Below are 23,435 nucleotides of genomic sequence, written 5' to 3'. Positions count from 1 at the left end.
AAATCACCACCTACTTCCAAAACGCGATTATTGACCGCGCATAAACCACTTATCCATATCCGCCAGTTTAACCTGGGTCCAGGTCGGACGGCCGTGATTGCACTGGCCGCTGCGTTCAGTGCGCTCCATATCCCGCAGCAGCGCGTTCATTTCCGGAATCGTCAAGCGGCGGTTGGCGCGCACAGAACCGTGACAGGCCATGGTGGCGAGCACTTCATTGATTTGCTCGCCTATACGCTCGCTGTCACCCTGCCCAAGTAAATCTGACAACACATCGCGCACCAGCTGCTCCACCTGAGCACCGTGCAACATGGTCGGCACCTGTCGTACCAGTAGAGTTTCCGGGCCTGCGCGCTGTAGCACGAAACCGAGAGCCGTAAACACTTCGCTGCGCTCCTCGAAGCAATCCGCCTCACGCTGGCTTACCGCCAGGCTCACTGGTACCAGCAATGGCTGTGCCTGAATACCGCCCGCAGCATGAGCCACTTTCATCTGTTCATAGACAATACGCTCGTGGGCGGCATGCATGTCCACCACGATCATGCCCTGCTCGTTCTGCGCGAGGATATATATGCCATGCAGCTGAGCGATGGCAAAACCCAACGGCGGAACATCTTCTCCATTAGCACTCTCGTTAATCGTGGGTGCCTGCGCAGCCATTGGTGCAACAGGAGCGCCAGCCGGAGGCGCATCTGGAGAAGGTACCGCAGGCTCAGCAACAGCTGCCGGCTCCCGATAGGGTTGATGCAAGGCACCGTAGGTATTCATTTGCTGCTGTAAGCTCGCCGGTGAGGGGCGATTGGAGAGTGGCATTTTTTGTTGGCCGGAAAACTCTCCTGCCTGAATACCACTGATTCTTTCAGCAGCGCCATTCTCTTGCCCATCAGCCTCTTCAGCTTGCTCATCTTTCTGCCCTGGGCGCACATCCGCCAGAGCCCGATGCAAACTGCCAAACAAAAAGTCGTGTACCAAGCGACCATCGCGGAAACGCACCTCGTGCTTGGTCGGGTGTACATTTACATCTACCGATGCCGGGTCCAGCTCCAGATAGAGTACAAACGCCGGATGACGGCCGTGATAGAGCACATCCGCAAAGGCACGGCGCACCGCGTGACTCACCACCTTATCGCGGATAGCACGCCCATTGACGTAGAAGAATTGCAGATCGGCCTGGGAGCGGGAGAAAGCCGGCTCGGCCACCCAACCCCATAGGCGCAAACCACTGCGCTCCACATCGATATGCAGGGCGTTCTGCATAAAAGCCGGACCGCATACCTGCGCCACACGGCGCTCCATCTCCACGCGGCCGCTGCCGGCACGCAGGTTGTGCACGCCCTTGCCGTTGTGGCGCAGAGTGATAGACACATCGAAGCGGGACAGAGCAAGGCGCTTGATGGTGTCGTCGATACGGTTAAATTCAGTCTTCTCGGTGCGCAGAAACTTACGCCTCGCCGGCGTATTGAAAAATAGATCACGCACATCCACGGTGGTGCCGCGGGGGTGGGCCGCTGGGGCCAGCTGCGCCTGCATATCACGGCCCTCGGCGCTCACTTGCCAGCCCTTGCCGCTCTCATCGCGGCTACTGATCAGATTCAATCGCGCGACAGAGGAAATACTGGCCAGGGCCTCACCACGGAAACCCAGGGTGGCCACCGCTTCCAGATCTTCCAGCACATGGATTTTCGATGTGGCATGACGCGCCAACGCCATGGGCAAGTCCTCTTTCTCGATACCCTTGCCGTTATCCCGCACTTTCATGCGCTTGATACCGCCATTATCGATATCCACTTCCAGCCGCGTGGCGCCAGCATCCAAACTGTTTTCCAGCAGCTCCTTGATTACAGAGGCGGGGCGTTCGACCACCTCACCGGCAGCGATCTGGTTGGCGAGACGCGGAGATAATTGCTGGATACGTTCGTGCATAACTCTGTCTTGTTAACGCTAATTTGAAGGGCCGATAAGGCGGTAACTTTGCGGCTAACCCGAGGGGATACTCAGAGTCTGCCCCACGCGGATCACTGAGCTTTTAATACCGTTGGCTTTCTTCAGGGAGGCCACGGAAATCCGGTAACGCGCGGCAATTCCGGACAGTGTCTCGCCGCGGCTAATCACGTGGCGGCGCGACTTGGCAGGCTTGTTGGCTGCCAGCCAGGTACCCGCCGGAGGGTTAGCGCGAAAGTAAGCCACTATACCCTCACTGAGCTTTTCTGCCATACGCTGCTGAAACTTGGGATCACTCAATCGCCGTGACTCGTAGGGATTAGTGATAAAGCCCGTTTCCACCAAAATTGAGGGTACATCCGGGTTGCGCAACTCCGAAAAATTCGCCTGCTCCACTTTCTTTTTGTGCAAGTGTGTAAAGCTGGCCAGTGAATTCAGTACACTGGCGCCAATATCCAGGCTGGCATTCATGGTGGCGGTCATCGACAAATCCAGTAATACCCCAGCCAGGGTGTCATCCTTGTCATCCAGGCTCAAGTCACCGGCACCGCCTATCAGATCGGATTCATTTTCCCGCTGGGCCAGAAAACGTGCAGTCTCACTGGTAGCGCCACGCGAGGAAACGGCATAGACACCGGCACCACGGGCCTCCTTGCGGGTAAAGGCATCGGCGTGAATCGAAATGTACAGATCCGCGCGCATTTTGCGCCCCTTCTTCACCCTCTGGCGCAGGGGAATAAAGTAATCACCGGTTCTGACCAATTTCGCGCTGAAACCCCGCTCGCGATCGAGTTCTTTGTGTAGTTTTCGCGCAATAGCCAGCACCACATCCTTCTCGCGCAGACCTCTGGGACCCAGTGCACCCGGGTCCTCACCGCCGTGACCAGCATTCACGGCAATAACGATGTCGCGTTCAGTGCTTACCTGCTGCAGGGTCTTCTCTTGATTTTCCACTTTGTCGTAAAGATCAAGCACCAGGCGATCCGGCAGTACTTCATGACGGCGCAGGGAAAAACTGCGCGGATTGATCTGCTGCTTCAGATCGAGGACAACGCGCAGGTCTTTCTTGTTGTGGCGGGCGTGGCGCACTTGGGCGATGGGTGTACCCTTCAGATCCAGAGTATCTAACTGCGCCTTTAACTGAGTATCGGCAATATCCACCACAACACGGTGCGGCCCACTCAAGGTGAACAACTTGTGCTCCGCCGGGCCGCTCAAGTCGAAGACCAGGCGCGTGTGGTCCGGCGCCCGCCACAGGCGCACGCCCTCCACTTCAGCCGCCATCAGCGGCAGTGCAATTACCAGCCCAGTTACCAGGGCCACCAGCGAGCGCCACATCCTACTCATTACTTCCCAACCCTTTCACTTATTGTTTTTACACATCCCTGAATCCAGGCCAATTGCTATTTATTTAGCATCTTTGCCAGGGTATCGAGTACCGCTTCTCCCTGTTTGGAATGGGTATTCAACAGCAGCTGGCGGCCGCTGTCCGGCACTTGCAGAGTCAATTCCAAGTCTGGTTCGGGCAAAACGCCAGCGCCGCGTTCCGGCCATTCCACCAGGCTCAGGCTATGCGCGGCGAAGTAGTCCCGCACCCCCATAAACTCCAACTCCTCGGCATCTCCGAGGCGATAGAGGTCGAAGTGATATACCCGCTGGGGTCCAAGTTCGTAGGGCTCAACCAGGGTGTAAGTGGGGCTCTTCACCGCACCCTGATGCCCAAAGGCTCTAAGCACACCGCGACAAAAGGTGGTCTTGCCGGCACCCAGTTGGCCATTCAGGTACAGAGTGAGCCCCCGCTGTAGACCACTGGCCAGGCAGGCGCGGCCCAGCGCTTCGCCGCCTGCCACCGTTGCCTCTTCGTCCGCTAAATGCAATTTCAGTTCACTCACTATCAGTCCACCAACCGTCGAATCCAGGGCAATAAATCTGTGGCCAACAAACCGCGCTGACCATCCTCCGCGGCGCGGTTACCCGCTTCGCCATGCAGCCAAACTGCCAGGCGTGCCGCATCTCCCAAAGGCAGGTGCTGACCGATCAAGGCCGCCACTATTCCGGTGAGCAGGTCACCCATGCCTCCCGAAGCCATACCCGGATTACCGCTGTTGATCAGATCGACACCGCCTTCGTGGGCAATCAGGGTGCCGGCGCCTTTTAGTATCACCACACCACTGAATTTCTGCTGAACTGCCACCGCCGCCGCGCGGGGGTCCGCCAGTACCTCGGCGGTATCGCAGCCGAGCAGGCGCGCCGCCTCGCCGACATGGGGCGTCAGCACCCAATCATCGCGTTTTACACCAGCGAGTACCCGCCCGACGGCGAGGATATTCAGTGCATCCGCATCCACCACCAGCGGCACCTGAGCGCGGCCAGCGCGAGCCAGTAACTGTTCGCTCCAGGGAGAGCGGCCAAGACCCGGGCCCACTGCGATGACATCGGGCCCCTCTAAAAGTGGTTCCAGTTCCTGGCCAGAAATAACCGGATGAGCCATGACCTCGGGGCAACGGGTCAAAGCGGCAGTTAAGTGTTCCGGGCGGGTTGCCAGGGAGATCAGACCAGCACCACTGCGTGCAGAGGACTGCGCCGCCATCAGCGCTGCGCCACCGAAACCGCTGTCGCCACCGACTATCAAAATATGGCCAAACATATTTTTGTAGCTGTCCGCAGCACGCTCGGGCAGGCGTTTCAGGCTGGAGCGCTCAAACCGTTGCGCCAGGGGCTCTACTGCTTGATAAATCGGTGCGGGGGCACCCAGATCGGCAAAGATCACCTCGCCACAAAGCGCCGGGCCACGCCCACAGTAGAGGCCCAGCTTGCGACCGATAAAGGTCACAGTCATATTGGCTTGAACGGCCAGATCGGCGCTGCCACTATCGGCACTCAGGCCCGAGGGAATATCCACGGAAAAAACCGGACCGGGACTCTTGCGAATTCGCTCTATGGCATGAGCAACATCCTGACGCAATTCACCGCTAAACCCTGTCCCCAGCAGTGCATCCACGATCAGGGTGTTACCATCGGCACTGTCCAGCTCGGTCAGCGAGGTCAGCACCTGAACGCCTTCGCGAACGGCGTAGGCATAGGCCTCGCGGGCATCGCCCTTCAAGAGTTCGGGGTCAGTACAGGCAAACACCGTCACCGGTATCTTCTTCTGCGCGGCCAGAGCCGCAATCACATAGCCATCACCGCCATTGTTGCCACCGCCACAAAATACCTGGATGCGGCCGATATCTGCCCAGCGGGCGCGTAAATGGATGAAAGCAGCGCGGGCCGCGCGCTTCATCAGCTGTATCGAAGGAATTTCCAGCGCGGCGATTGTTTGTCGGTCGAGTTCCCGTACCGATTCGGCACTGTACAAAGGTTGTGGCGTATCCATGCGGCTCCCGCAATGTGGTGAAGATGTCATCTGTGGCAAAATGGGCGATTGTATCGCTGCCACTTGCACTGACAGCAAAGTATACCGCCCCGGCCAGTCATTGTGCTTGCATGGGATATCGAGCCGCTTTATCTATGACCGAATCACTGCTCGCCGAATTAGCCGACCTGATCAAACTCTGGGGACGGGAGCTGGGCTTCCAGCAGGTTGGTATCACCGACTGCCAGCTGGAGGAGGACGGTGAGCGCCTGCGCGCTTGGATCGATAAGGGCTACCACGCGGATATGGAGTGGATGGGCGCCCACGGGGAAAAGCGCTGGCGCCCGGCACTACTGGAAGAGGGAACCGTGCGCGCCATCAGTGTGCGCCTGGACTACCTGCCACCGGATACCCAGCCGATCAAAGTGCTCAAGGATTCCAGTAAGGCCTATGTCTCCCGTTACGCCAATGGTCGCGACTACCACAAGCTGATTCGCAAGCGCCTGGCCAGCCTGGCCAAGAAGATCGATGCCTTCTGTGCCGAACAGGGTATCGATTCCAAGGGTCGCGCCTTTACCGACAGCGCACCGGTAATGGAACGCGCTCTGGCGCGCAAGGCCGGCCTCGGCTGGGTCGGCAAGAACTGTCTGCTGATCAATTCCAAAGCTGGCTCTTTTTTCTTCCTCGGCGAGATCTATACCAATCTGCCCTTGCCTGTCGATGAGGGAGATTTTGCCGACGAGTGCGGCGATTGCGTGGCCTGCCTTAAAGTCTGCCCAACCGATGCCTTTATCGGCCCGCGCACCTTAGATGCCGGGCGCTGTATCTCTTACCTAACCATCGAAAACAAGGGGCCGATTCCGGAGGAATTCCGCGAGCCCATCGGCAATCGAGTTTTCGGCTGCGACGATTGCCAGACAATCTGCCCCTGGAACAAGTTCGCCAAACCCACCGCAGAGCAGGACTTCCACCCGCGCCACGGCCTCGACAACGGCGAGCTATTAGCGCTGTTCAACTGGAGCGAGGAGGAGTTTTTGCGCAAGACAGAGGGCTCGCCAATCCGCCGTATCGGCTACGAGCGCTGGCAGCGCAACCTGGCGGTGGCGCTCGGCAACGGCGCGGCCAGCGAGGAGGTATTCGAAAGCCTGGAACAATCGCGGCAAACGGCCACGCCTCTGGTGCTGGAGCATATCGATTGGGCCCTGGCGCGGCTACGCAGTGGACGCAAACGCAAACGCAAGATCAAACGCGTAACCTGAGCCCCTGAACGAGGCACAGAAAAGAGTCGGGGCAGCAGAAAAGAGGCTCTAATCGGCCGAGTGCTCCGCTAAGTCGGAAGCTTAACTAAGGCGAAAGAAGGTCTCGCGGTAGTGGCGCAACTCTTCGATAGAATCGCGAATGTCGTCTAGAGCCAAATGGCTACTGTGTTTTTTCACCCCATTCAACACATCCGGACGCCAGCGCCTGGCCAGCTCTTTCACCGAGCTCACATCCAGATTACGGTAGTGGAAGTAAGATTCCAGCTGCGGCATATATTTGACCAAGAAGCGACGGTCCTGGCCGATAGAGTTACCGCACATGGGCGAGGCACCCTCCGGCACCCAGTGGCGCAGGAACTCCAGGGTCTCTCGCTCCGCTTCCCGCTCGGATATATTCGACTCCTTTACCTTTGCCACCAAACCAGAACCGCCGTGCTGCTCGGTGTTCCAGTCGTCCATGGCATCCAGCAGGGCATTACTCTGGTGAATCACCATCGCCGGGCCTTCGGCGAGCACATTCAGCCGCGAATCGGTCACAATGGTGGCGATTTCGATAATGCGCTCTTTTTCCGGATCGAGGCCGGTCATCTCCAGATCTATCCAGATCAGGTTGTTCTGATCCACAGCGGGTCTCCTCAAACTTTCCGCGCAAGTTACCGCAACTACCCGGCAATGGCTATAATCCGCCGCTAATCTCCAGGTGCCAGTGCATGAGTAAACGCAAATTAAACCGCCGCCAACAGTGGCGCGTCGCCAAGATCCAGCAGGAGCGTGAGGCCCGCGCGCGCAAGCGCGAAGAGTCCGCAGAACAAGCTCTGGACGACGGTCAACTGGGCCAGGAACAGACCGGTCTTGTCATCGCCAACTATGGCACCCAAATTTTGGTGGAAAGTGAGAGCGATGCTTCCCTGCGCCAACGCTGCCACATGCGTGCCAATATCGATACCCTGGTAACCGGCGATCGCGTCGCTTGGCGTCCCGCCACTAGTGATAGCGATGGCGGCTATGGGGTTGTGGGTGCGCGGTTGCCGCGCAACTCAGAGCTGCAGCGCCCTGATCGCTACGGCGACCTGAAAACCGTAGCAGCCAATATCGACCGCATTGTGATTGTTATAGCCCCCTACCCGGAGCCCTTCGCTAATGCCATCGACCGCTACCTGGTCGCCGCAGAGACCACCGGTATAGCGCCAATCCTGCTGCTGAACAAGATCGACCTGATCGACGATGGCAACCGCCAGGCACTGGATACCCTACTGGCCCCCTACCCCGACCTCGGCTACCCAGTACTGCGCCTTTCCACTAAAACCGGCGAGGGCCTGCCACAACTACTCGAGACCCTGGCCAAGGGCAGCAGCGTCTTTGTCGGGCAGTCCGGCGTGGGTAAATCTTCACTGGTCAACGCCCTGCTACCGAGTGCCGGCGCCCGTACCGGCGCCCTGTCCGAGGCAACCCTGAAGGGCACCCACACCACCACCGCAGCGGAACTGTTTCACCTGCCCAGCGGAGGCGATCTGATAGACTCTCCCGGCATCCGCGAGTTTGGTCTCTGGCATATGGAGGAGGCCGCGCTACTGGAAGGGTTTGTGGAATTCCGCCCCTTTATCGGCCACTGCCGCTTTCGCGACTGCAACCATCAGGGCGAACCCGGCTGTGCCATTCGCGAAGCACTGGCCAACGGCGACATCAGTGAGCGCCGTATGAACAGCTTTTTACACCTGCGCAACAGCCTGGAATCGGAGAATAAATTTTGAACCTGATTATTGAGGCGGAAGAGCTCGCCGCCGAGCTGGAGCATGAAGAGCTATTGGTTGTCGACCTCAGCTCCCTGCAAAATTACTTGAACGGACACATCCCCGGCGCCCTGCACCTACCATTTCAGGCATTGATGGCGGGTACTGCCCCTGCGCCGGGTAAACTCCCCAGCTCCGAGCAGCTGACCCGAGTTTTTCGCGCTATTGGCCTGCGCCCGGAAACCCATGTAGTGGCCTGTGATGATGAAGGCGGCGGCTGGGCCGGACGCCTCCTGTGGACCCTGGAGAGTATTGGCCACCGCAATTACAGCTACTTAAACGGTGGTATGCACGCTTGGCGCGGTGCCGGGTTACCACTGACCACTGAAGAACCACAGGTTACCCCAAGCGATATCGAAGTCTCGATCGATACCGATGCTGCCATGAGTGCCCGAGAAATCCAGGAGTATCTTGGCAACCCCGACTTCCTCGTTTGGGATGCCCGTTCCCCCCAGGAGTACAGTGGAGAAAGGGTCTTGGCTACCAAGGGCGGTCATATTCCCGGCGCAATCAACTGCGAGTGGACCCAGCTGATGGACCCTCAGCGCGACCTGCGTATCCGCACCGATGCGCGCGAGCTACTCGCCAAGCTCGGCATCAATGAAAAACATAAAATCGTCACCCACTGCCAAAGTCATCACCGCTCTGGTTTTACCTGGTTGGTGGGTAAGTCCCTGGGTTTTGATATTCGCGCCTACCCAGGCTCCTGGAGTGAGTGGGGCAACCTGCCCAATACGCCCGTCGAACAGTAAGTATTACCGGAAAACGTTGTACCCGTATGAATCCAAAACTCTTTACCACCCTGCAATACCTGACTCCGCAACACGCTCTTTCCCGCGCTGCGGGCTGGCTGGCGAACACCGAGATCAAGTCGATCAAAGACCCTTTCACCCGCTGGTTTGTCGAGAAGTACGGTGTCGATATGCAGGAGGCCAAAGAGACCGATTGCACCGCTTATCGCACCTTCAACGACTTTTTTACCCGCGAACTCAAAGAGGGCGCACGCCCGATTGTCAGTAGCGAGGGTAGCCTGGCCTGTCCCGCAGATGGCGCCATCAGTCAGCTCGGTGCTATCCACAATGGCCGTGTGTTCCAGGCCAAGGGGCACGACTACAGCTTGCTGGAATTGGTGGGTGGTGATCCAGAATTGGCGGCCCAGTTTGACGATGGCCACTTCGCCACCGTGTACCTGTCACCCAAGGATTACCACCGGGTACATATGCCTATCGACGGCACCCTGCGCAGCATGACTTATGTGCCGGGCCAACTGTTCTCGGTCAACACCGTAACCGCCGAAAACGTACCGCGCCTGTTCGCCCGCAACGAGCGCCTGGTGTGCGTATTCGATACTGAAGCCGGACCCATGGCCATGATTTTGGTTGGTGCCATGATCGTTGCCGGAATCGAGACTGTTTGGGCCGGCCAGGTGGCGCCCCATACTCGCGATGTGCGCACCACCAACTATCTTGAGAATGCACCGATTCACCTGCGAAAAGGCGAGGAGATGGGTCGCTTTAAATTGGGCTCCACAGTCGTCATGTTGTTTGGGGCGGATCAAGTGCGCTGGCTGGACAGCCTTGAGGCGGAAACCCCTGTGCGTATGGGTGAGTATTTCGGCAGCATGATAGCTGACGCCGGCTAATTCTTCGGGAGAGCGGTAAGTTACGCCGCTCTCAAGGCTTCCCTCGAGAATAAACTATCTCGCCAGGCGCGAGAAAAAGCGGGACAGCTGCCCACCACTATTGAAAAGGTAATCGTCTCGCACCGCCGAGGTATTCACCTCCGGATAAGCCCCTGGCTCTATATCCCGCACTATGCTGACCTTTTCCTCCGGGCGCATCTTGCCACGCTCAATCAGCTTTTCTGCACGATCCTCTGCAGCCGCCAGGTCAAACAGGCGCGGTTTACTCAGCTGGCGCTTGTGCGCATCCAGCACAATCATCACCTTGGGGCGCAAACGCCGGTCATAGGTCTGCTCCACCACTACACCCACTTCGCCACTGGAGAGCTCTACCTGGGTACCGGTGGGGTAGAGTCCTATCGCCTGAATAAATTCGACGACCAGCTGTTCTTGGTAGGCGATGCCACGTAGGTCATAGAGTTCGGCCACGGCCTTTGAAGGCGCTATGGGCTGGCTGGCGCCGCGGGGGTTCGTCGCTTCATCATAAAAAGTAACGATGCCGCACATGCGCGCCAATACGGGAATCTTGTCACCGCGCAAGCCACCGGGATAACCACCGCCGTCGTGGCGCTCGCGATGACCGCGCACAATATCAATCACCTGGGGGTCGACCTGGGCGTCTGCCGATAGCATCTGCACGCTGTGTTGCACAAATTTACGATACTCCAGCTCGCTGCGCGGGTCGCGCTTGGGCATCTGCAGCACTTCTGCGGGAATCGATAACTTGCCCACATCCTTTAACAGGGTGGCCACCCCCAGCTGCAACAACTCATGTCGCGCCAAGCCGATATGCCGGCCAAACAGCACCGCCCAAATACTGGCGCGTACCGAGTGACTGTAAGTATGTTCATCCCTGTCTCGCACTCGCGCCAACCAGGCGAAAGCATCCGGGCTGCGCAGCACACTCTCAACCAGATCCTCTACCACCCGGTTCATCTGTGGCACCGGCAGTGGTCGATTGCTCGCTACCAACCCCATAACTTCGCCCATGCCACGCAATATCTGGCCGTGCAACTTGCGCGCATTGCCTGCCTCGCGCTGAGCGGGCTGAGGGGGGGGGTAAGTCTTGTGAGAGACCGCAACGGGGCGGCAGGGAATGGTGACGCGCACGGCGGCTCGGCCATGCCCTTTAGCACTTGCACCACTAGCGCCGATCAAACGGCGCAAGGTCACACCGGCACTGCCTACGGTCTTGTGCACATCGACATAAACAAAACGGCAGTACTTCTGTAGTTGGCGAATCTCCTCCAAATCGCGGATATAAAAGCCCTGCAGGGCAAATGGAGTCTGTGTCCAGGGTTTGTCTAGCCTGGACACAAACATGCCGCGCTGGAGATCACCGACGGAAATTTTTGCCTGTTCGAGTGCCACTTGGGGAGGTACCGACCACTGTAGTAAATGCTTGGAGACCGCCCTCAGCAAGGGCCCCGTTTCTAAATCCGGGCCCCCTCGGGCAAGCGCACATTTATATCACGGACAGATATTGGCGAGCACCCATACAAAGTGAGACTGTATTCACAGACTCAGACACTAGTTGCCACAGTTAGACGTGATATTTTGCGGAAAGCTCTACCACTGCCTCGATCATGGCGCCGGCATGGGCCGGATCTACTTTCGGAGTAATACCGTGGCCAAGGTTGAAAACATGGCCACTACCCTGGCCGTAGGACTGCAGCACAGCTTCCACTTCTTGGCGGATGCGTTCCGGATTGGCGTAGAGTACGGAAGGATCCAGATTACCCTGCAGGGCAACGCGATCCCCAACACGGGCACGGGCACTGCCGATATCAGTGGTCCAATCAAGCCCGAGAGCATCAGCACCGGTATCCGCCATCGCTTCCAACCACTGACCACCCCCTTTGGTGAACAGAATAGCGGGCACCCGGCGGCCATCGGCTTCTTTGATCAGACCGCTGAGAATACGCTGCATATATTGCAGGGAGAACTCGCGGTAGGCGCTGTGACTCAAGGCGCCGCCCCAGGTATCAAAAATTTGTACCGCCTGGGCACCCGCGCGAATCTGTGCATTCAGGTAGTCGGTCACCGAATCGGCGAGTACGGTCAGCAGCTGGTGCATCAGCTCGGGGCGGTTGTAGAGCATTTCCTTGCTGCGGGCAAAGTCCTTGCTGGAGCCGCCCTCAATCATATAGGTGGCCAGGGTCCAGGGGCTGCCAGAGAAGCCGATCAGCGGCACACGACCATTTAGCTCGCGGCGAATGGTGGACACAGCGTTCATCACATAGTCCAGATCCCGTTCGCTGTTCACCACTTCCAATGCCTCAATATCAGCGGCAGTGCGCAGCGGCTTATGGAATTTGGGGCCCTCGCCCTCGGCAAAATAGAGCCCAAGGCCCATAGCATCTGGGATGGTGAGGATATCGGAGAATAAAATCGCCGCATCGAGTGGGTAGCGTTCCAACGGCTGCAGAGTGACCTCGCACGCCAATTCGGTATTACGGCATAGATCCATAAAGCTCCCAGCCTCGGCGCGGCTTGCGCGGTACTCGGGTAGGTAACGACCCGCCTGGCGCATCATCCACACTGGTGTTCGATCCACGGGCTGGCGCAACAAGGCGCGGAGAAAGCGGTCGTTTTTCAATTCGGACGGTTTGGTATCAGACATAGGTACACCGAGCGGGCTAAAAAAACGGCCATTGTACAGGGGGCGGGGCCACTAGATACAGCTTGGCAACAATATCATCCAGGCAGGTTGAGGGCTGGTGCCGCTCTACAAAGATATAAAAATGGGAGGCTTCAAGCCTCCCATCCGCAACCGGGAAAATCAGATATCCAGATAATCGAGAATACCCTCACCGGCCTGGCGCCCTTCCCAAATAGCTGTTACCACCAGGTCGGAACCGCGTACCATATCGCCACCGGCAAAGACCTTCTCGTTGGAGGTCTGAAACTTGTATTTCTGTTCTTCCGGGGCAACGACACCACCCCAGTCCGCTACTTCAATGCTGTGCTCGGCAAACCATTCCGCCGGGCTCGGGCGGAAACCAAAGGCGACCAGCACGATATCTGCCGGGATGACTTCTTCGGAACCGGGCACTACCTGCGGACGGCGACGCCCGTTTTCATCGGGCTCACCCAACTCGGTAGTGACTACTTTCACCCCAGAGACCTTACCGTCGCCGACAATTTCTACCGGCTGGCGGTTAAACAGGAACTGCACCCCTTCTTCTTTGGCATTGACCACTTCGCGGCGGGAGCCCGGCATATTTTCCTCATCGCGACGGTAGGCACAGGTCACGCTCTTGGCCCCCAGTCGAATAGAGCTGCGGTTACAGTCCATGGCGGTATCACCGCCACCAAGCACCACTACACGCTTGCCTTCCACCGAGACAAATTCCGCAGGGTCCTTCTCCCAACCCATATTGCGATTGACGTTGGCCACTAAGAACGGCAAAGCATCGTGCACGCCGGGCAGGTCCTCACCAGGGAAGCCGCCCTTCATGTAGTTGTAGGTACCCATCCCCAGGAATACGGCATCATAGTCATTGAGCAACTGCTCGAAACTGATGTCCTTGCCCACCTCGGTATTGAGACAGAACTCCACCCCCATCTCAACAAACACCTCGCGGCGCTTTTCCATCACCGATTTTTCCAACTTGAATTCCGGAATACCGAAAGTGATCAGGCCGCCGATCTCCGGATGCTTGTCGAAGACCACCGGCTGTACGCCGTTACGTATCAGGATATCGGCGCAGCCCAGTCCGGCTGGGCCCGCGCCCACAATCGCGACTTTTTTACCTGTCTTTTCCACATGGCTGAGATCCGGACGCCAACCGAGGGCAAAGGCGGTATCAGTGATGTACTTTTCAGCATTGCCGATGGTCACAGCGCCGAAACCGTCGTTGAGGGTACAGGCGCCTTCGCACAGGCGGTCCTGGGGACAAACGCGCCCGCAAACTTCCGGCAGGGTGTTGGTCTCGTGGCAGAGTTCCGCCGCCTCGATCACATTCCCCTCGCTGATTAATTTCAGCCAGTTGGGAATATAGTTGTGCACCGGGCACTTCCACTCACAGTAGGGATTGCCGCAGTCCAGGCAGCGGTGTGCCTGACTCGCCACCTGGTTTTCACTGGATGGCTGGTAAATCTCCACAAATTCACTGGTACGCGCGATGATATCTTTCTTCGGCGGATCTATACGGGCCACGTCGATAAACTGGAAATCGTTGTTCAGTCTGTCTTTCATACTGTCTCTCCACCCCAGCCTTATTCGCCGCGCTTGCGCACGTCAGAAAGAAGATCCGCAAGGCTGGCTGCCTTGGGTTTCACCAGCCAGAATCGGCTCAGGTAATCGTCGAAGTTATCCAGCAGCTCTTCACCCCAGGCGCTGCCGGTCTCCGCGACATAGGCTTCGATCACTTCGCGCAGATGACTCTGGTGCGGCTCGAGAATTTCACTACTGATACGGCGCAGCTCAATCAGCTCGTGGTTGCAGCGGTCGAAGAAATCGCGCTCCAGATCCAGCACATAGGCAAAACCACCGGTCATACCGGCGCCAAAGTTGTAGCCGGTGCGCCCTAGCACCGCGACCATTCCACCGGTCATGTATTCACAGCAATGATCGCCGGCCCCTTCCACTACGGCGAAGGCGCCGGAATTGCGCACAGCAAAGCGCTCGCCGGCGCGGCCAGCGGCAAATAACTTACCGCCAGTAGCACCGTACAGGCAGGTATTACCGACGATGCTGGTGTCTTGGGAAGCAAACTCACTACCCTCAGGCGGTCGAATTACCAGCTTGCCGCCGGCCATGCCCTTACCGACATAATCGTTGGCATCCCCTTCGAGATACATCTCCAGCCCTCCGGCGTTCCATACGCCGAAAGACTGCCCGGCAACTCCATTGAGGTTGAGTTTTATTGGCGCCTCCACCATGCCCTGGTTGCCGTGGCGCTTGGCGATCTCGCCAGAAAGACGCGCCCCCAGAGAGCGATCGCAGTTGGTCACCTCAAAGCTGAATTCACCACCAGTCAGGTTCTCAATGGCGGGTAGAATTTCTTCCACCATGCGCTCGGCCAACTCGCCCTTATCCCAGGGCTCATTTGTGGCCTGCTGGCAGGTTTGCGGTTTGCTATCGAGTAGTGCATCGGTATGCAACAGCGGCGACAGATCCAGTTTCTTCTGCTTGTCGGTTTCTCCTTCAATGATGCGAAGTAGGTCTACACGGCCGACCAGCTCTTCCATGGTGCGCACACCAATGCTCGCCATCCATTCGCGGGTTTCCTCGGCAACAAAGCGGAAGAAGTTCATCGCCATTTCTGCGGTGCCGATATAGTGCGCATCGCGCAAGTTCTTGCGCTGGGTCGCGATACCCGTGGCACAGTTATTCAGGTGACAGATACGCAGGTATTTACAGCCAATCGCCACCATTGGCGCAGTACCAAAGCCGAAGCTCTCCGCACCGAGAATCGCCGCCTTGACTACATCCAAGCCAGTTTTAAGGCCCCCATCCGTCTGCACCCGAACTTTGCCGCGCAAGTCATTGGCTCGTAGGGTCTGGTGTGTTTCCGCCAGGCCCAATTCCCAAGGTGAACCAGCATAGCGAATAGAGGTGATCGGGCTCGCTGCAGTACCGCCGTCATAGCCGGAAATGGTAATTAAATCCGCATAAGCCTTAGCCACGCCAGCGGCGATAGTGCCAACTCCTGGACGGGACACCAGCTTTACGGATACCAGTGCATCCGGGTTAACCTGTTTGAGGTCGTAGATCAGCTGGGCCAGATCCTCAATGGAGTAGATATCGTGGTGCGGTGGCGGTGAAATCAGGGTGACACCGGGCACCGAGTAGCGCAGCCGAGCAATCAGGTCATTCACCTTGCCGCCGGGCAACTGACCACCCTCACCGGGCTTAGCGCCCTGAGCCACCTTGATCTGCAGCACTTCGGCATTGACCAGATAGTGCGGCGTCACGCCGAAACGGCCGGAGGCGATCTGTTTGATTTTGGAGACTTTGTCGGTGCCAAAACGGGCCGGATCTTCACCGCCCTCTCCGCTGTTGGAGCGTCCACCCAGGCGGTTCATGGCCTGAGCCAGAGATTCGTGCGCCTCGGGAGACAGAGCTCCCAGGGACATAGCAGCGGAGTCAAAGCGACGCACAATCTGCTCGACCGGCTCCACTTCCTCCAATGGCACAGGCTCGAGGTTTTCCTTGAAGGCCAGCATATCCCGCAAGGTTGCCACTGGGCGCTGGTTGACCAGTTCCGAGTAATCACGCCAAGCGGAGTAATCCCCAGTACTGGCCGCTCGGCGCAGGGCCGTCACCACATCCGGGTTAAAAGTATGGTATTCGGTGCCATGCACATATTTGTGCAGGCCCCCGGGGGACACCGGCTTACGCGCTTTCCAGGCGATATCCGCACGCGCGGCCATATCTGCCTGCAACTCGGCAAAGCCGGCGCCTTCGATACGAGTGGGTGCACCGGGGAAACACAGGTCCACCACCTCTTTGGAAAGACCGACCAACTCAAACAACAGCGCACCGCGGTAAGAGGCTACCGTGGAGATACCCATTTTTGACAGGATTTTTAACAGGCCCTTGATGATGCCGTTGCGGTAATTCTTCTGCGCTTCTGCCGCATCCAGCAGCAGCTCTCCCCTGTCGATCAGGTGATTAATAATGCTGTAGGAGAAATAGGGATGTACTGCCGTCGCTCCCACACCCACCAAGCAGGCGAGCTGGTGCGCATCCCGTGCACTGGCGGTATCCACCACCACATTGGAATCACAGCGCAGGCCCGCATGCACCAAATGATGGTGCACGGCACCGGTGGCGAGCAGCGCATCTATGGGCAGATGGCCCTGGCGAATATCGCGGTCGGACAGCACCACAATCACAGTGCCGGCACGAACAGAAGCCTCTACCTTGGCACACAGACGTTCAATTGCACTATGAAGATCCAGATTTGCCGGATCGTAGTTCAGGTCGAAAATTTCCGCGTCGAAACCGGGGCGATCCAGCGACAGTAACGCGGTGTATTTCATATGGGAGAGCACCGGCGAGGACAGAATCACACGGTCGGCGTGCTCTGGCGTCTCCTCAAACACGGATTTTTCACGGCCCAAGCAGGTTTCCAGGGACATCACCACCGTTTCCCGCAGCGGGTCAATAGGCGGATTGGTCACTTGGGCAAACTGCTGGCGGAAGTAATCGTAGAGCGAGCGGTTGTAGCGGGACAGCACCGCCATCGGCGTATCGTCGCCCATGGAACCCACCGCTTCCTGGCCGGCTTCCGCCATCGGACGCACTACCTTATCGCGCTCCTCCAGAGAGGAACTGAACAGTTTCTGGTAGACCTTAAACTGTTGGTGGGAAAAATTATTGTCAACCGGCGCAGTCACTAAGGTGGAGCGAATACGGCGCGCCTTCTCTTTCAGCCAGCGTTTATAAGGCTGGGCGCGCTTGAGCATATTGTCGATATCGGCAGTGTGGTACAGCTTGCCTTCCTGGGTATCCACAGAAAGCATCTGCCCGGGCCCGAGACGCCCTTTAGCTACTACATCTTCCGGTGCATAGTTATAAACACCGACTTCCGAAGCCACGGTAATAATATCGTCTTTGGTAATCACCCAGCGGGACGGGCGCAGGCCGTTGCGGTCGAGAGTACATACCGCGTGACGGCCATCGGTCATCACCAAGCCGGCGGGGCCATCCCAGGGCTCCATATGCATGGAGATGTATTCATAGAAAGCGCGCAGGTCTGCATCCATGCCCTCAACATTTTGCCAGGCCGGCGGCACCAGCATACGCACCGCACGGTGTAGCTCCATACCACCCGCCAACAGCATCTCCAGCATATTATCCAAACTGGAGGAGTCGGAGCCCTCGCGGTTCACCAGCGGTACCAGCGCATTCAGCTCGGGAATCAGCTCGGTAACAAATTTGTTGGTGCGCGCCACCGACCAATTGCGGTTGCCGGTAATGGTATTAATTTCACCATTGTGCGCCAGCAGGCGGAAAGGCTGGGCCAGAGGCCAGCGCGGCATGGTATTGGTAGAGAAGCGCTGGTGGAAAACACAGATAGCGGTTTCCAGGCGCGGATCCGCCAACTCAGGGAAGAATTTTGGCAGATCCGCCGGGATCATCAGTCCTTTGTAGGAGAGCACACTAGTAGATAGGCTGGCGATATAAACATCACCACTCAGCTGCAACTCGGCCTTACGCCGGGCCACATACAGCCGAGCATTAAAACGGGCTTCACCCAGTGGCTCTTCGGCATCATTAATCAGCAGTTGTTCGAAACGAGGCTGGCAGTCCCTGGCGATGGGGCCAAGACACTCGGGGTTGGTGGGCACGGTGCGCCAACCAACAATCCGCATTCCTTGCGCCTGCAGCTCAGACTCAAAGATTTGGCGAGCGCTCTGCGCCTCTCTGTCATCCAGAGGCAACATCACCGAACCTACGGCATAGGCCTCAGTGAGTTCCAGACCGAACAACTTTAACGCTTCCTCGCGCAGGAATTTATCGGGCTTCTGCAGCAATAAGCCACAGCCATCGCCAGTTTTACCATCGGCGGCAATACCGCCGCGGTGGGTCATACAGGTGAGGGACTCAATGGCCGTCTGTACTAACTTATGGCTCGCCACACCCTGTAAATGAGCGATCAGACCAAAACCACAGTTGTCCTTAAACTCATCCAACTGATACAGACTGCTACCCATAGAATTCCTCGTCACTATCGATTGGGGGACCACAGGCACTGCCGATAGCGGCCTGATATGGGCAAAAATGGCTTAACGCTCGCGCTACGCTCTCCTGCGGTCCCTAAGTAAAAGATCCCGAGATAAAAAAAGCCCTCTAATGGGGCTTTCTTTATTGTTCTTATTGGCGGTTATTTTGCCCCGCCATTATTTCCGGGGGGCGCGCAATATTACTTGCTTACCACTACATTTTCAATAATTCACAGTTTTTTTAACTACCAAACAAAAATAAGGCAGATTTATTTCCTGTCAACTTGGTTTTAAGTGATCGTACTCTCTAATAAGCGCAGTTCGCGAATCCCCTGTCACCTGGCACCACAGTTCCTTAGCGCATCTATAACTTTTTCCTGAGGCGTATCATCGACAACTTTTGCGTCCCCCAAAGATCTCAGCAATACCAAACGCAACTTGCCATCCAGCACTTTCTTGTCTAACTGCATAGCCTGCAGAAAATCATCGACACACATATCCGCGGGAGACTGCTGCGGCAACTGGGCTTTTTGCAGCAGCTGACGAACACGCTGAACCAATTCACTGTCCACGTCTCCCAGTAAATGCGAGAGCTCCAGGGCCATCACCATTCCTGCGGCCACCGCCTCACCATGCAACCAACGCCCGTAGCCCTGCACAGTCTCAATTGCATGTCCAAAGGTATGACCAAAGTTTAATATGGCACGGCGGCCTGCCTCACGCTCATCACTAGCCACAACCTCTGCCTTATCACGACAGCAACGATCCACGGCATAAGCCAAAGCCTTGGGATCTCGCGATAAGAGTGCATCGATATTGGTCTCTATCCAGTGGAAAAATGGTGCATCACAGATCAGGCCATACTTGATTACTTCAGCTATGCCTGCTGAGAATTCACGATCTGGCAGGGTCGTCAATGTATCCATATCGGCAAGTACTAGCCGGGGCTGGTAAAAAGCCCCAATCATGTTTTTACCTAGCGGGTGATTGACGCCAGTCTTACCTCCCACAGAGGAGTCCACCTGGGCAAGGAGTGTAGTGGGCACCTGAATAAAATCGACGCCGCGCTGATAACAGGCAGCGGCAAATCCACACATATCTCCCACAACACCACCCCCTAGGGCAATTAGCGTAGTCGTGCGGTTGTGACGCTGTTCCAATAGAGCGTCAAAAATTCGATTGACGGTATCCAGAGTCTTGAAGGCTTCCCCGTCGGGTAGTTCGACAACATCAACCTTATCGAAATCAGAGAGCCCATCCAGTAAGCGGGACAAATACAGGGGAGCCACTGTCTCATTTGTAACCACACAGATCTGGCGCCCACGTAAATAGGGCAGTAAATATTGTGAGTCGGCTAATAACTTGGACCCAATGACAATGGGGTAACTGCGCTCCCCCAGTTCCACATTAAAACAGTGCACAATGCTCTCCTTCCCACTAGCGCCAATATGTAGCGCATTGAGTTAATGAGACGCACTTTAGCACAGAGTGAAAAAGGGGTTATTGGGAGAGGCTTTCCATAAGGCGCACAGCTACCAGGGCTGATGCTTGCTTGGGGGTCAGGTCATCAGTGTCGCAGATAACATCCGCAACTTCGCGATAAAGAGGGGCGCGTTCTTGTAAAATTTCTTCAATACGCGCGCGTGGATTGGGCACTCGTAAAAGAGGGCGGTTACTGTTCTTGGAAGTGCGTTCCAGCAACTGCTCTACCCCGGCCTGTAAATAAATCACATGACCAAACTTTTGCAGCAACCGCCGGTTTTCCTCCAGTAGAACGATGCCACCACCGGTGCCGATAACTTGGTGGGGACCCAGACAAAGTTCTTCGAGCACTTCACTCTCGCGTCGACGAAAGCCGGCTTCGCCTTCTACATCAAATATCCAGGGGATATCTGCCCCTGTGCGCTCTTCCAGGACTTTATCGGTATCAGCAAAAGGCAGCTGCAATTGTGCCGCTAACAACCTGCCAATCGTGGATTTGCCGGCCCCCATGGGGCCGACTAAAAAGATGGAGCGGTTAATCACTTAGATAAAAAAGTCTCACTTTCGATAATACGCGGGGTGATAAACATCAATATCTCACGTTTATCATCTGTGCGTACAGTTTTCTTAAACAAGTTACCTATGTACGGAATGTCTCCAAGTAAGGGTACCTTAGTCTCCCCCTCAAGAACATTGCTCTCAAACACACCGCCTAAAACAATTGTTTCGCCATTACTGACTAGTACTTTTGTCGCTAGGGTGTTCACATTAATTGTAGGAACAGCCGTATTAGCACTAACACTAAACAAATCCCCAACACTATTCTGCTCGATATTAAGCGTCATTATTATGTTGTTATCTGGAGTTATCTGAGGTGTTACATTTAACTCAAGAACGGCTTCTCGAAATGTCACAGAAGCTGCACCAGAAGAGGTAGCCTCCAAGTAAGGTATTTCCACTCCCGATTGGATATTCGCCTCTTGTTTATCACCAGTTACTACTTTGGGCTGGGATACAATCTCAAGCATGCCCACATCTTCCATCGCAGACAGCTCCAAACCCAAATAAAAATTGTCCTTTAATATCGCATAAGCTAGTTGCCCAGCAGGTGTTCCAACACCTAAGTCCACCAGCAAAGGATCATGGGTGCTGGCCGGTGAAGAGACACTGGGTCCAAATCCAGATCCACCAACACTAGCGCTATTTTGCCCTCCAGAACCAATGACTACAGAGTCATCGTTAATATCATGAGTACCTGTATAGTTCCACTGGACACCGAGCTCGCGCTCGAACTCACTATTTGCAGTGACGATCCTGGCCTCAATCATCACCTGACGAATAGGCACATCTATAACTTCTATCAGTTCCCGAAACTGTGCGATTTTTTCTTCTGTATCTGTAAGGATAATTGTATTGGTTCGCTCATCTACAATTGCACTACCACGGGCTGACAAAATACTTGCTTGATTAGCGTCTTGTTTACCCCCAGCAAAATTGCCCTTTCCTTGATCATCCGTCTGCTGACCAGAAAATAATGTAAACAGCTCTCCGGCATCAGCATAGCGCACACTAATATATTCAGTTCTTAGTGGAGCCAGCTCCTGCAATTGCCTACGGCTCTCCAATTCCTGGCGCTCTCTTTCTGCAATCTCAGCAGCTGGAGCTACCATAATGACGCTACCTTCCTGGCGCTTATCCAAGCCCTTGGCCTTAAGAATCAAATTCAAGGCCTGATCCCAAGGCACTCCATCAAGCCGTAATGTGATTCGCCCCTGTACGGTGTCACTTGCCACCAGATTGAGATCAGTAAAGTCAGCAATAATTTGGAGCACGGAACGAACTTCAATATCTTGGAAGTTTAACGAAAGCTTTTTCCCTGTGAATTGAAACTCTTTCTCCTTCTCGCGAATTTCCGCTGCGGACAGAGGTTTTACGCTCAACACGTACTGATTATCGGCTTGATAAGCGAGATAATCATAATCTGCATCTGTCGGATCCACAGCTATTACGGTATTGCGGCCATCAGAGTCTACCGTAATGGCATTCACAGGGGTTGCAAAGTCAGTTACGTCAAGCTTCTGGCGAAGAGATTCGGGCAATTCTGCGCCCAGAAAAGTCAAATAGATTTTGCCTTTGGTGCGTTCCACATCAATATTTACTGCCGGATCAGAAAGGCTAACAATGACTTTACCTTCGCCCTCTTCACCGCGCCGGAAGTCAACCCCGTTAACAGCAATAGCACCCAAGGCATTGAACTGCTTGTTTCCACCAAGATTAAGGCCGCTGTCATGGGTGGGGGATTGTGGAGATGAAGCCGTCGCAACTACAGATTCACCAATCTCCATCACGAGCTGGCTACCATGGCGTTCACTGGTGTATACCGGCAGTTGATCCAGATTAACAATTAGGCGAGTTCTCCCCTCACTGGAAACTACCACAGCGCTGCGAGCGGCACCTATTCCCAGTGAATATTTCTTTTGTGGTAGCACACTTTCAACACCGGCAAAATCCATCACAATCCGAGCCGGTTGCTCAATTGTGTATCCAGTGGGCTCTGGAGGCTCCTCAGTGAAAGTTAAACGCAGCTGAACCCGGCCACCGGGAAGCTCTGAAAACTGTATATCGTTCAGTTGATTCACCTGCGCTTGTAACGCCGCAGGAACCATCAATACAGCGAGCAGTAAAATCTGAAACGGTGCCAAACACTTAGCAAACTGCTTATTAATCATTATCCGTTGTCCTTCTCTTCCAGCGCGAGTGCACGTGGCCTCTCAATCCAGCCCCCGGTACCATCCGGTATAATTTCCAACACATCGAGTTGCGTGGGTGTAGCGCTCACAACTCGCCCGTGATTTTTCCCCAAGTAGTTCCCCACAGTTACTCTGTGAATTCCACCATTGCCATCATCAATCAGGGCCCATAACTGGCCATCACGGGAAATTGTGCCCACCATTGCCAAAGCATCAAAGTTAATACTTTCAAGCAACTCTCTACGCCTACTTAGATCAGGTGCTATTTCAAGTCTTCTACCAACTAATCGCTGATCAGACTCCAAAACAGGGCGAGTAAATGGACTCCTTTGAGCAGCGGCACTATAAATATATGGGCTATATGGCGTAAACGTTGGGATAGGCTCAATTTGACCTTTAGGCCTCCGCTCAACCTCGGCCATTCTTTGATGTAAATCATTTTGATCTACATTCATACTGCAAGCAGAAACCGCTAAAAGTGTAGCTACGATGGCTGTT

At 55.8% G+C, this 23,435-nt stretch carries 17 protein-coding genes; 4 read left to right on the top strand and 13 right to left on the bottom strand.

All coding sequences use genetic code 11. The features are described from left to right. Positions 1-27: 27 nt before the first annotated feature. The 4 genes from mutL to ACJJIJ_RS19440 are packed head-to-tail and all read right to left on the bottom strand — an operon-like array spanning position 28 to position 5,317. Positions 28-1,923: a DNA mismatch repair endonuclease MutL gene (gene mutL, locus ACJJIJ_RS19455; RefSeq protein ID WP_252084205.1), complete on the bottom strand. Its 1,896-nt coding sequence runs from the start codon at positions 1,921-1,923 to the stop codon at positions 28-30. A 54-nt stretch (positions 1,924-1,977) separates the two neighbouring features. Beyond that, the gene (locus ACJJIJ_RS19450; RefSeq protein WP_252084204.1) at positions 1,978-3,288 is read right to left on the bottom strand and encodes an N-acetylmuramoyl-L-alanine amidase; all 1,311 of its coding nucleotides are present in this window, start codon (positions 3,286-3,288) and stop codon (positions 1,978-1,980) included. Between the two features lie 56 nt (positions 3,289-3,344). Continuing rightward, positions 3,345-3,833 carry a tRNA (adenosine(37)-N6)-threonylcarbamoyltransferase complex ATPase subunit type 1 TsaE gene (tsaE, locus tag ACJJIJ_RS19445; protein WP_444938201.1) on the bottom strand — a complete coding sequence of 163 codons (489 nt, stop codon included), beginning with the start codon at positions 3,831-3,833 and terminating at the stop codon, positions 3,345-3,347. Positions 3,834-3,835: 2 nt separating this feature from the next. Next, positions 3,836-5,317 carry an NAD(P)H-hydrate dehydratase gene (locus ACJJIJ_RS19440; protein ID WP_444938200.1) on the bottom strand — a complete coding sequence of 494 codons (1,482 nt, stop codon included), beginning with the start codon at positions 5,315-5,317 and terminating at the stop codon, positions 3,836-3,838. A gap of 134 nt (positions 5,318-5,451) precedes the next feature. Between ACJJIJ_RS19440 and queG the strand changes: the two genes are divergently transcribed. After that, positions 5,452-6,555 carry a tRNA epoxyqueuosine(34) reductase QueG gene (queG, locus tag ACJJIJ_RS19435; RefSeq protein ID WP_252084201.1) on the top strand — a complete coding sequence of 368 codons (1,104 nt, stop codon included), beginning with the start codon at positions 5,452-5,454 and terminating at the stop codon, positions 6,553-6,555. An 81-nt stretch (positions 6,556-6,636) separates the two neighbouring features. Here the strand turns inward: queG and orn are convergent, their stop codons facing one another. Then, positions 6,637-7,179, bottom strand: a complete 543-nt coding sequence (gene orn, locus ACJJIJ_RS19430; protein ID WP_252084200.1) for an oligoribonuclease — start codon at positions 7,177-7,179, stop codon at positions 6,637-6,639. 86 nt (positions 7,180-7,265) lie between these two features. Between orn and rsgA the strand changes: the two genes are divergently transcribed. From rsgA to asd, 3 genes are read left to right on the top strand one after another with little or no spacing between them, the layout of a single operon-like run. Further along, complete coding sequence (gene rsgA / locus ACJJIJ_RS19425) at positions 7,266-8,306, top strand: small ribosomal subunit biogenesis GTPase RsgA (RefSeq protein WP_252084199.1); 1,041 nt, start codon at positions 7,266-7,268, stop codon at positions 8,304-8,306. After that, entirely contained in the window at positions 8,303-9,097 is a 795-nt protein-coding gene (locus ACJJIJ_RS19420; RefSeq protein ID WP_444938199.1) for a sulfurtransferase, read from the top strand. Before rsgA ends, ACJJIJ_RS19420 begins: the two co-directional genes overlap by 4 nt. A 26-nt stretch (positions 9,098-9,123) precedes the next feature. Beyond that, positions 9,124-9,987, top strand: coding sequence for an archaetidylserine decarboxylase (gene asd / locus ACJJIJ_RS19415; RefSeq protein WP_252084197.1), 864 nt, complete (start codon positions 9,124-9,126; stop codon positions 9,985-9,987). Between the two features lie 54 nt (positions 9,988-10,041). Here asd and ACJJIJ_RS19410 read toward each other — a convergent pair whose 3' ends face one another. The 8 genes from ACJJIJ_RS19410 to ACJJIJ_RS19375 form a co-directional block, all read right to left on the bottom strand. Beyond that, positions 10,042-11,397 carry a cyclic di-GMP phosphodiesterase gene (locus ACJJIJ_RS19410; protein WP_444938198.1) on the bottom strand — a complete coding sequence of 452 codons (1,356 nt, stop codon included), beginning with the start codon at positions 11,395-11,397 and terminating at the stop codon, positions 10,042-10,044. 172 nt (positions 11,398-11,569) lie between these two features. Then, the gene (hemE, locus tag ACJJIJ_RS19405; protein ID WP_444887790.1) at positions 11,570-12,649 is read right to left on the bottom strand and encodes a uroporphyrinogen decarboxylase; all 1,080 of its coding nucleotides are present in this window, start codon (positions 12,647-12,649) and stop codon (positions 11,570-11,572) included. A gap of 159 nt (positions 12,650-12,808) precedes the next feature. Further along, positions 12,809-14,227 (bottom strand): glutamate synthase small subunit GltD family protein, encoded by a 1,419-nt coding sequence (locus ACJJIJ_RS19400; protein WP_444908511.1) that lies wholly within the window; start codon positions 14,225-14,227, stop codon positions 12,809-12,811. Between the two features lie 20 nt (positions 14,228-14,247). Beyond that, the gene (gltB, locus tag ACJJIJ_RS19395; RefSeq protein ID WP_444938197.1) at positions 14,248-18,696 is read right to left on the bottom strand and encodes a glutamate synthase large subunit; all 4,449 of its coding nucleotides are present in this window, start codon (positions 18,694-18,696) and stop codon (positions 14,248-14,250) included. 344 nt (positions 18,697-19,040) lie between these two features. Beyond that, positions 19,041-20,126 carry a 3-dehydroquinate synthase gene (gene aroB, locus ACJJIJ_RS19390; protein ID WP_444938196.1) on the bottom strand — a complete coding sequence of 362 codons (1,086 nt, stop codon included), beginning with the start codon at positions 20,124-20,126 and terminating at the stop codon, positions 19,041-19,043. Between the two features lie 79 nt (positions 20,127-20,205). After that, positions 20,206-20,727, bottom strand: coding sequence for a shikimate kinase (locus tag ACJJIJ_RS19385; RefSeq protein WP_444939593.1), 522 nt, complete (start codon positions 20,725-20,727; stop codon positions 20,206-20,208). Continuing rightward, positions 20,727-22,916, bottom strand: coding sequence for a type IV pilus secretin PilQ (locus tag ACJJIJ_RS19380; RefSeq protein WP_252084191.1), 2,190 nt, complete (start codon positions 22,914-22,916; stop codon positions 20,727-20,729). Before ACJJIJ_RS19380 ends, ACJJIJ_RS19385 begins: the two co-directional genes overlap by 1 nt. Continuing rightward, positions 22,916-23,392 (bottom strand): pilus assembly protein PilP, encoded by a 477-nt coding sequence (locus ACJJIJ_RS19375; protein ID WP_286037014.1) that lies wholly within the window; start codon positions 23,390-23,392, stop codon positions 22,916-22,918. Before ACJJIJ_RS19375 ends, ACJJIJ_RS19380 begins: the two co-directional genes overlap by 1 nt. Positions 23,393-23,435: the final 43 nt, after the last annotated feature.

Source organism: Microbulbifer mixtoriginis (SeqCode), assembly GCF_052467945.1.
This window is presented reverse-complemented; position numbering and strand designations above follow the sequence as displayed.

Coding starts and splice junctions, on each gene's coding strand:
- mutL (WP_252084205.1), bottom strand. CDS start 1,923: ATGCACGAACGTATCCAGCAATTATCTCCGCGTCTCGCCAACCAGATC.
- ACJJIJ_RS19450 (WP_252084204.1), bottom strand. CDS start 3,288: ATGAGTAGGATGTGGCGCTCGCTGGTGGCCCTGGTAACTGGGCTGGTA.
- ACJJIJ_RS19440 (WP_444938200.1), bottom strand. CDS start 5,317: ATGGATACGCCACAACCTTTGTACAGTGCCGAATCGGTACGGGAACTC.
- queG (WP_252084201.1), top strand. CDS start 5,452: ATGACCGAATCACTGCTCGCCGAATTAGCCGACCTGATCAAACTCTGG.
- rsgA (WP_252084199.1), top strand. CDS start 7,266: ATGAGTAAACGCAAATTAAACCGCCGCCAACAGTGGCGCGTCGCCAAG.
- asd (WP_252084197.1), top strand. CDS start 9,124: ATGAATCCAAAACTCTTTACCACCCTGCAATACCTGACTCCGCAACAC.
- hemE (WP_444887790.1), bottom strand. CDS start 12,649: ATGTCTGATACCAAACCGTCCGAATTGAAAAACGACCGCTTTCTCCGC.
- ACJJIJ_RS19400 (WP_444908511.1), bottom strand. CDS start 14,227: ATGAAAGACAGACTGAACAACGATTTCCAGTTTATCGACGTGGCCCGT.
- gltB (WP_444938197.1), bottom strand. CDS start 18,696: ATGGGTAGCAGTCTGTATCAGTTGGATGAGTTTAAGGACAACTGTGGT.
- ACJJIJ_RS19380 (WP_252084191.1), bottom strand. CDS start 22,916: ATGATTAATAAGCAGTTTGCTAAGTGTTTGGCACCGTTTCAGATTTTA.
- ACJJIJ_RS19375 (WP_286037014.1), bottom strand. CDS start 23,392: ATGAATGTAGATCAAAATGATTTACATCAAAGAATGGCCGAGGTTGAG.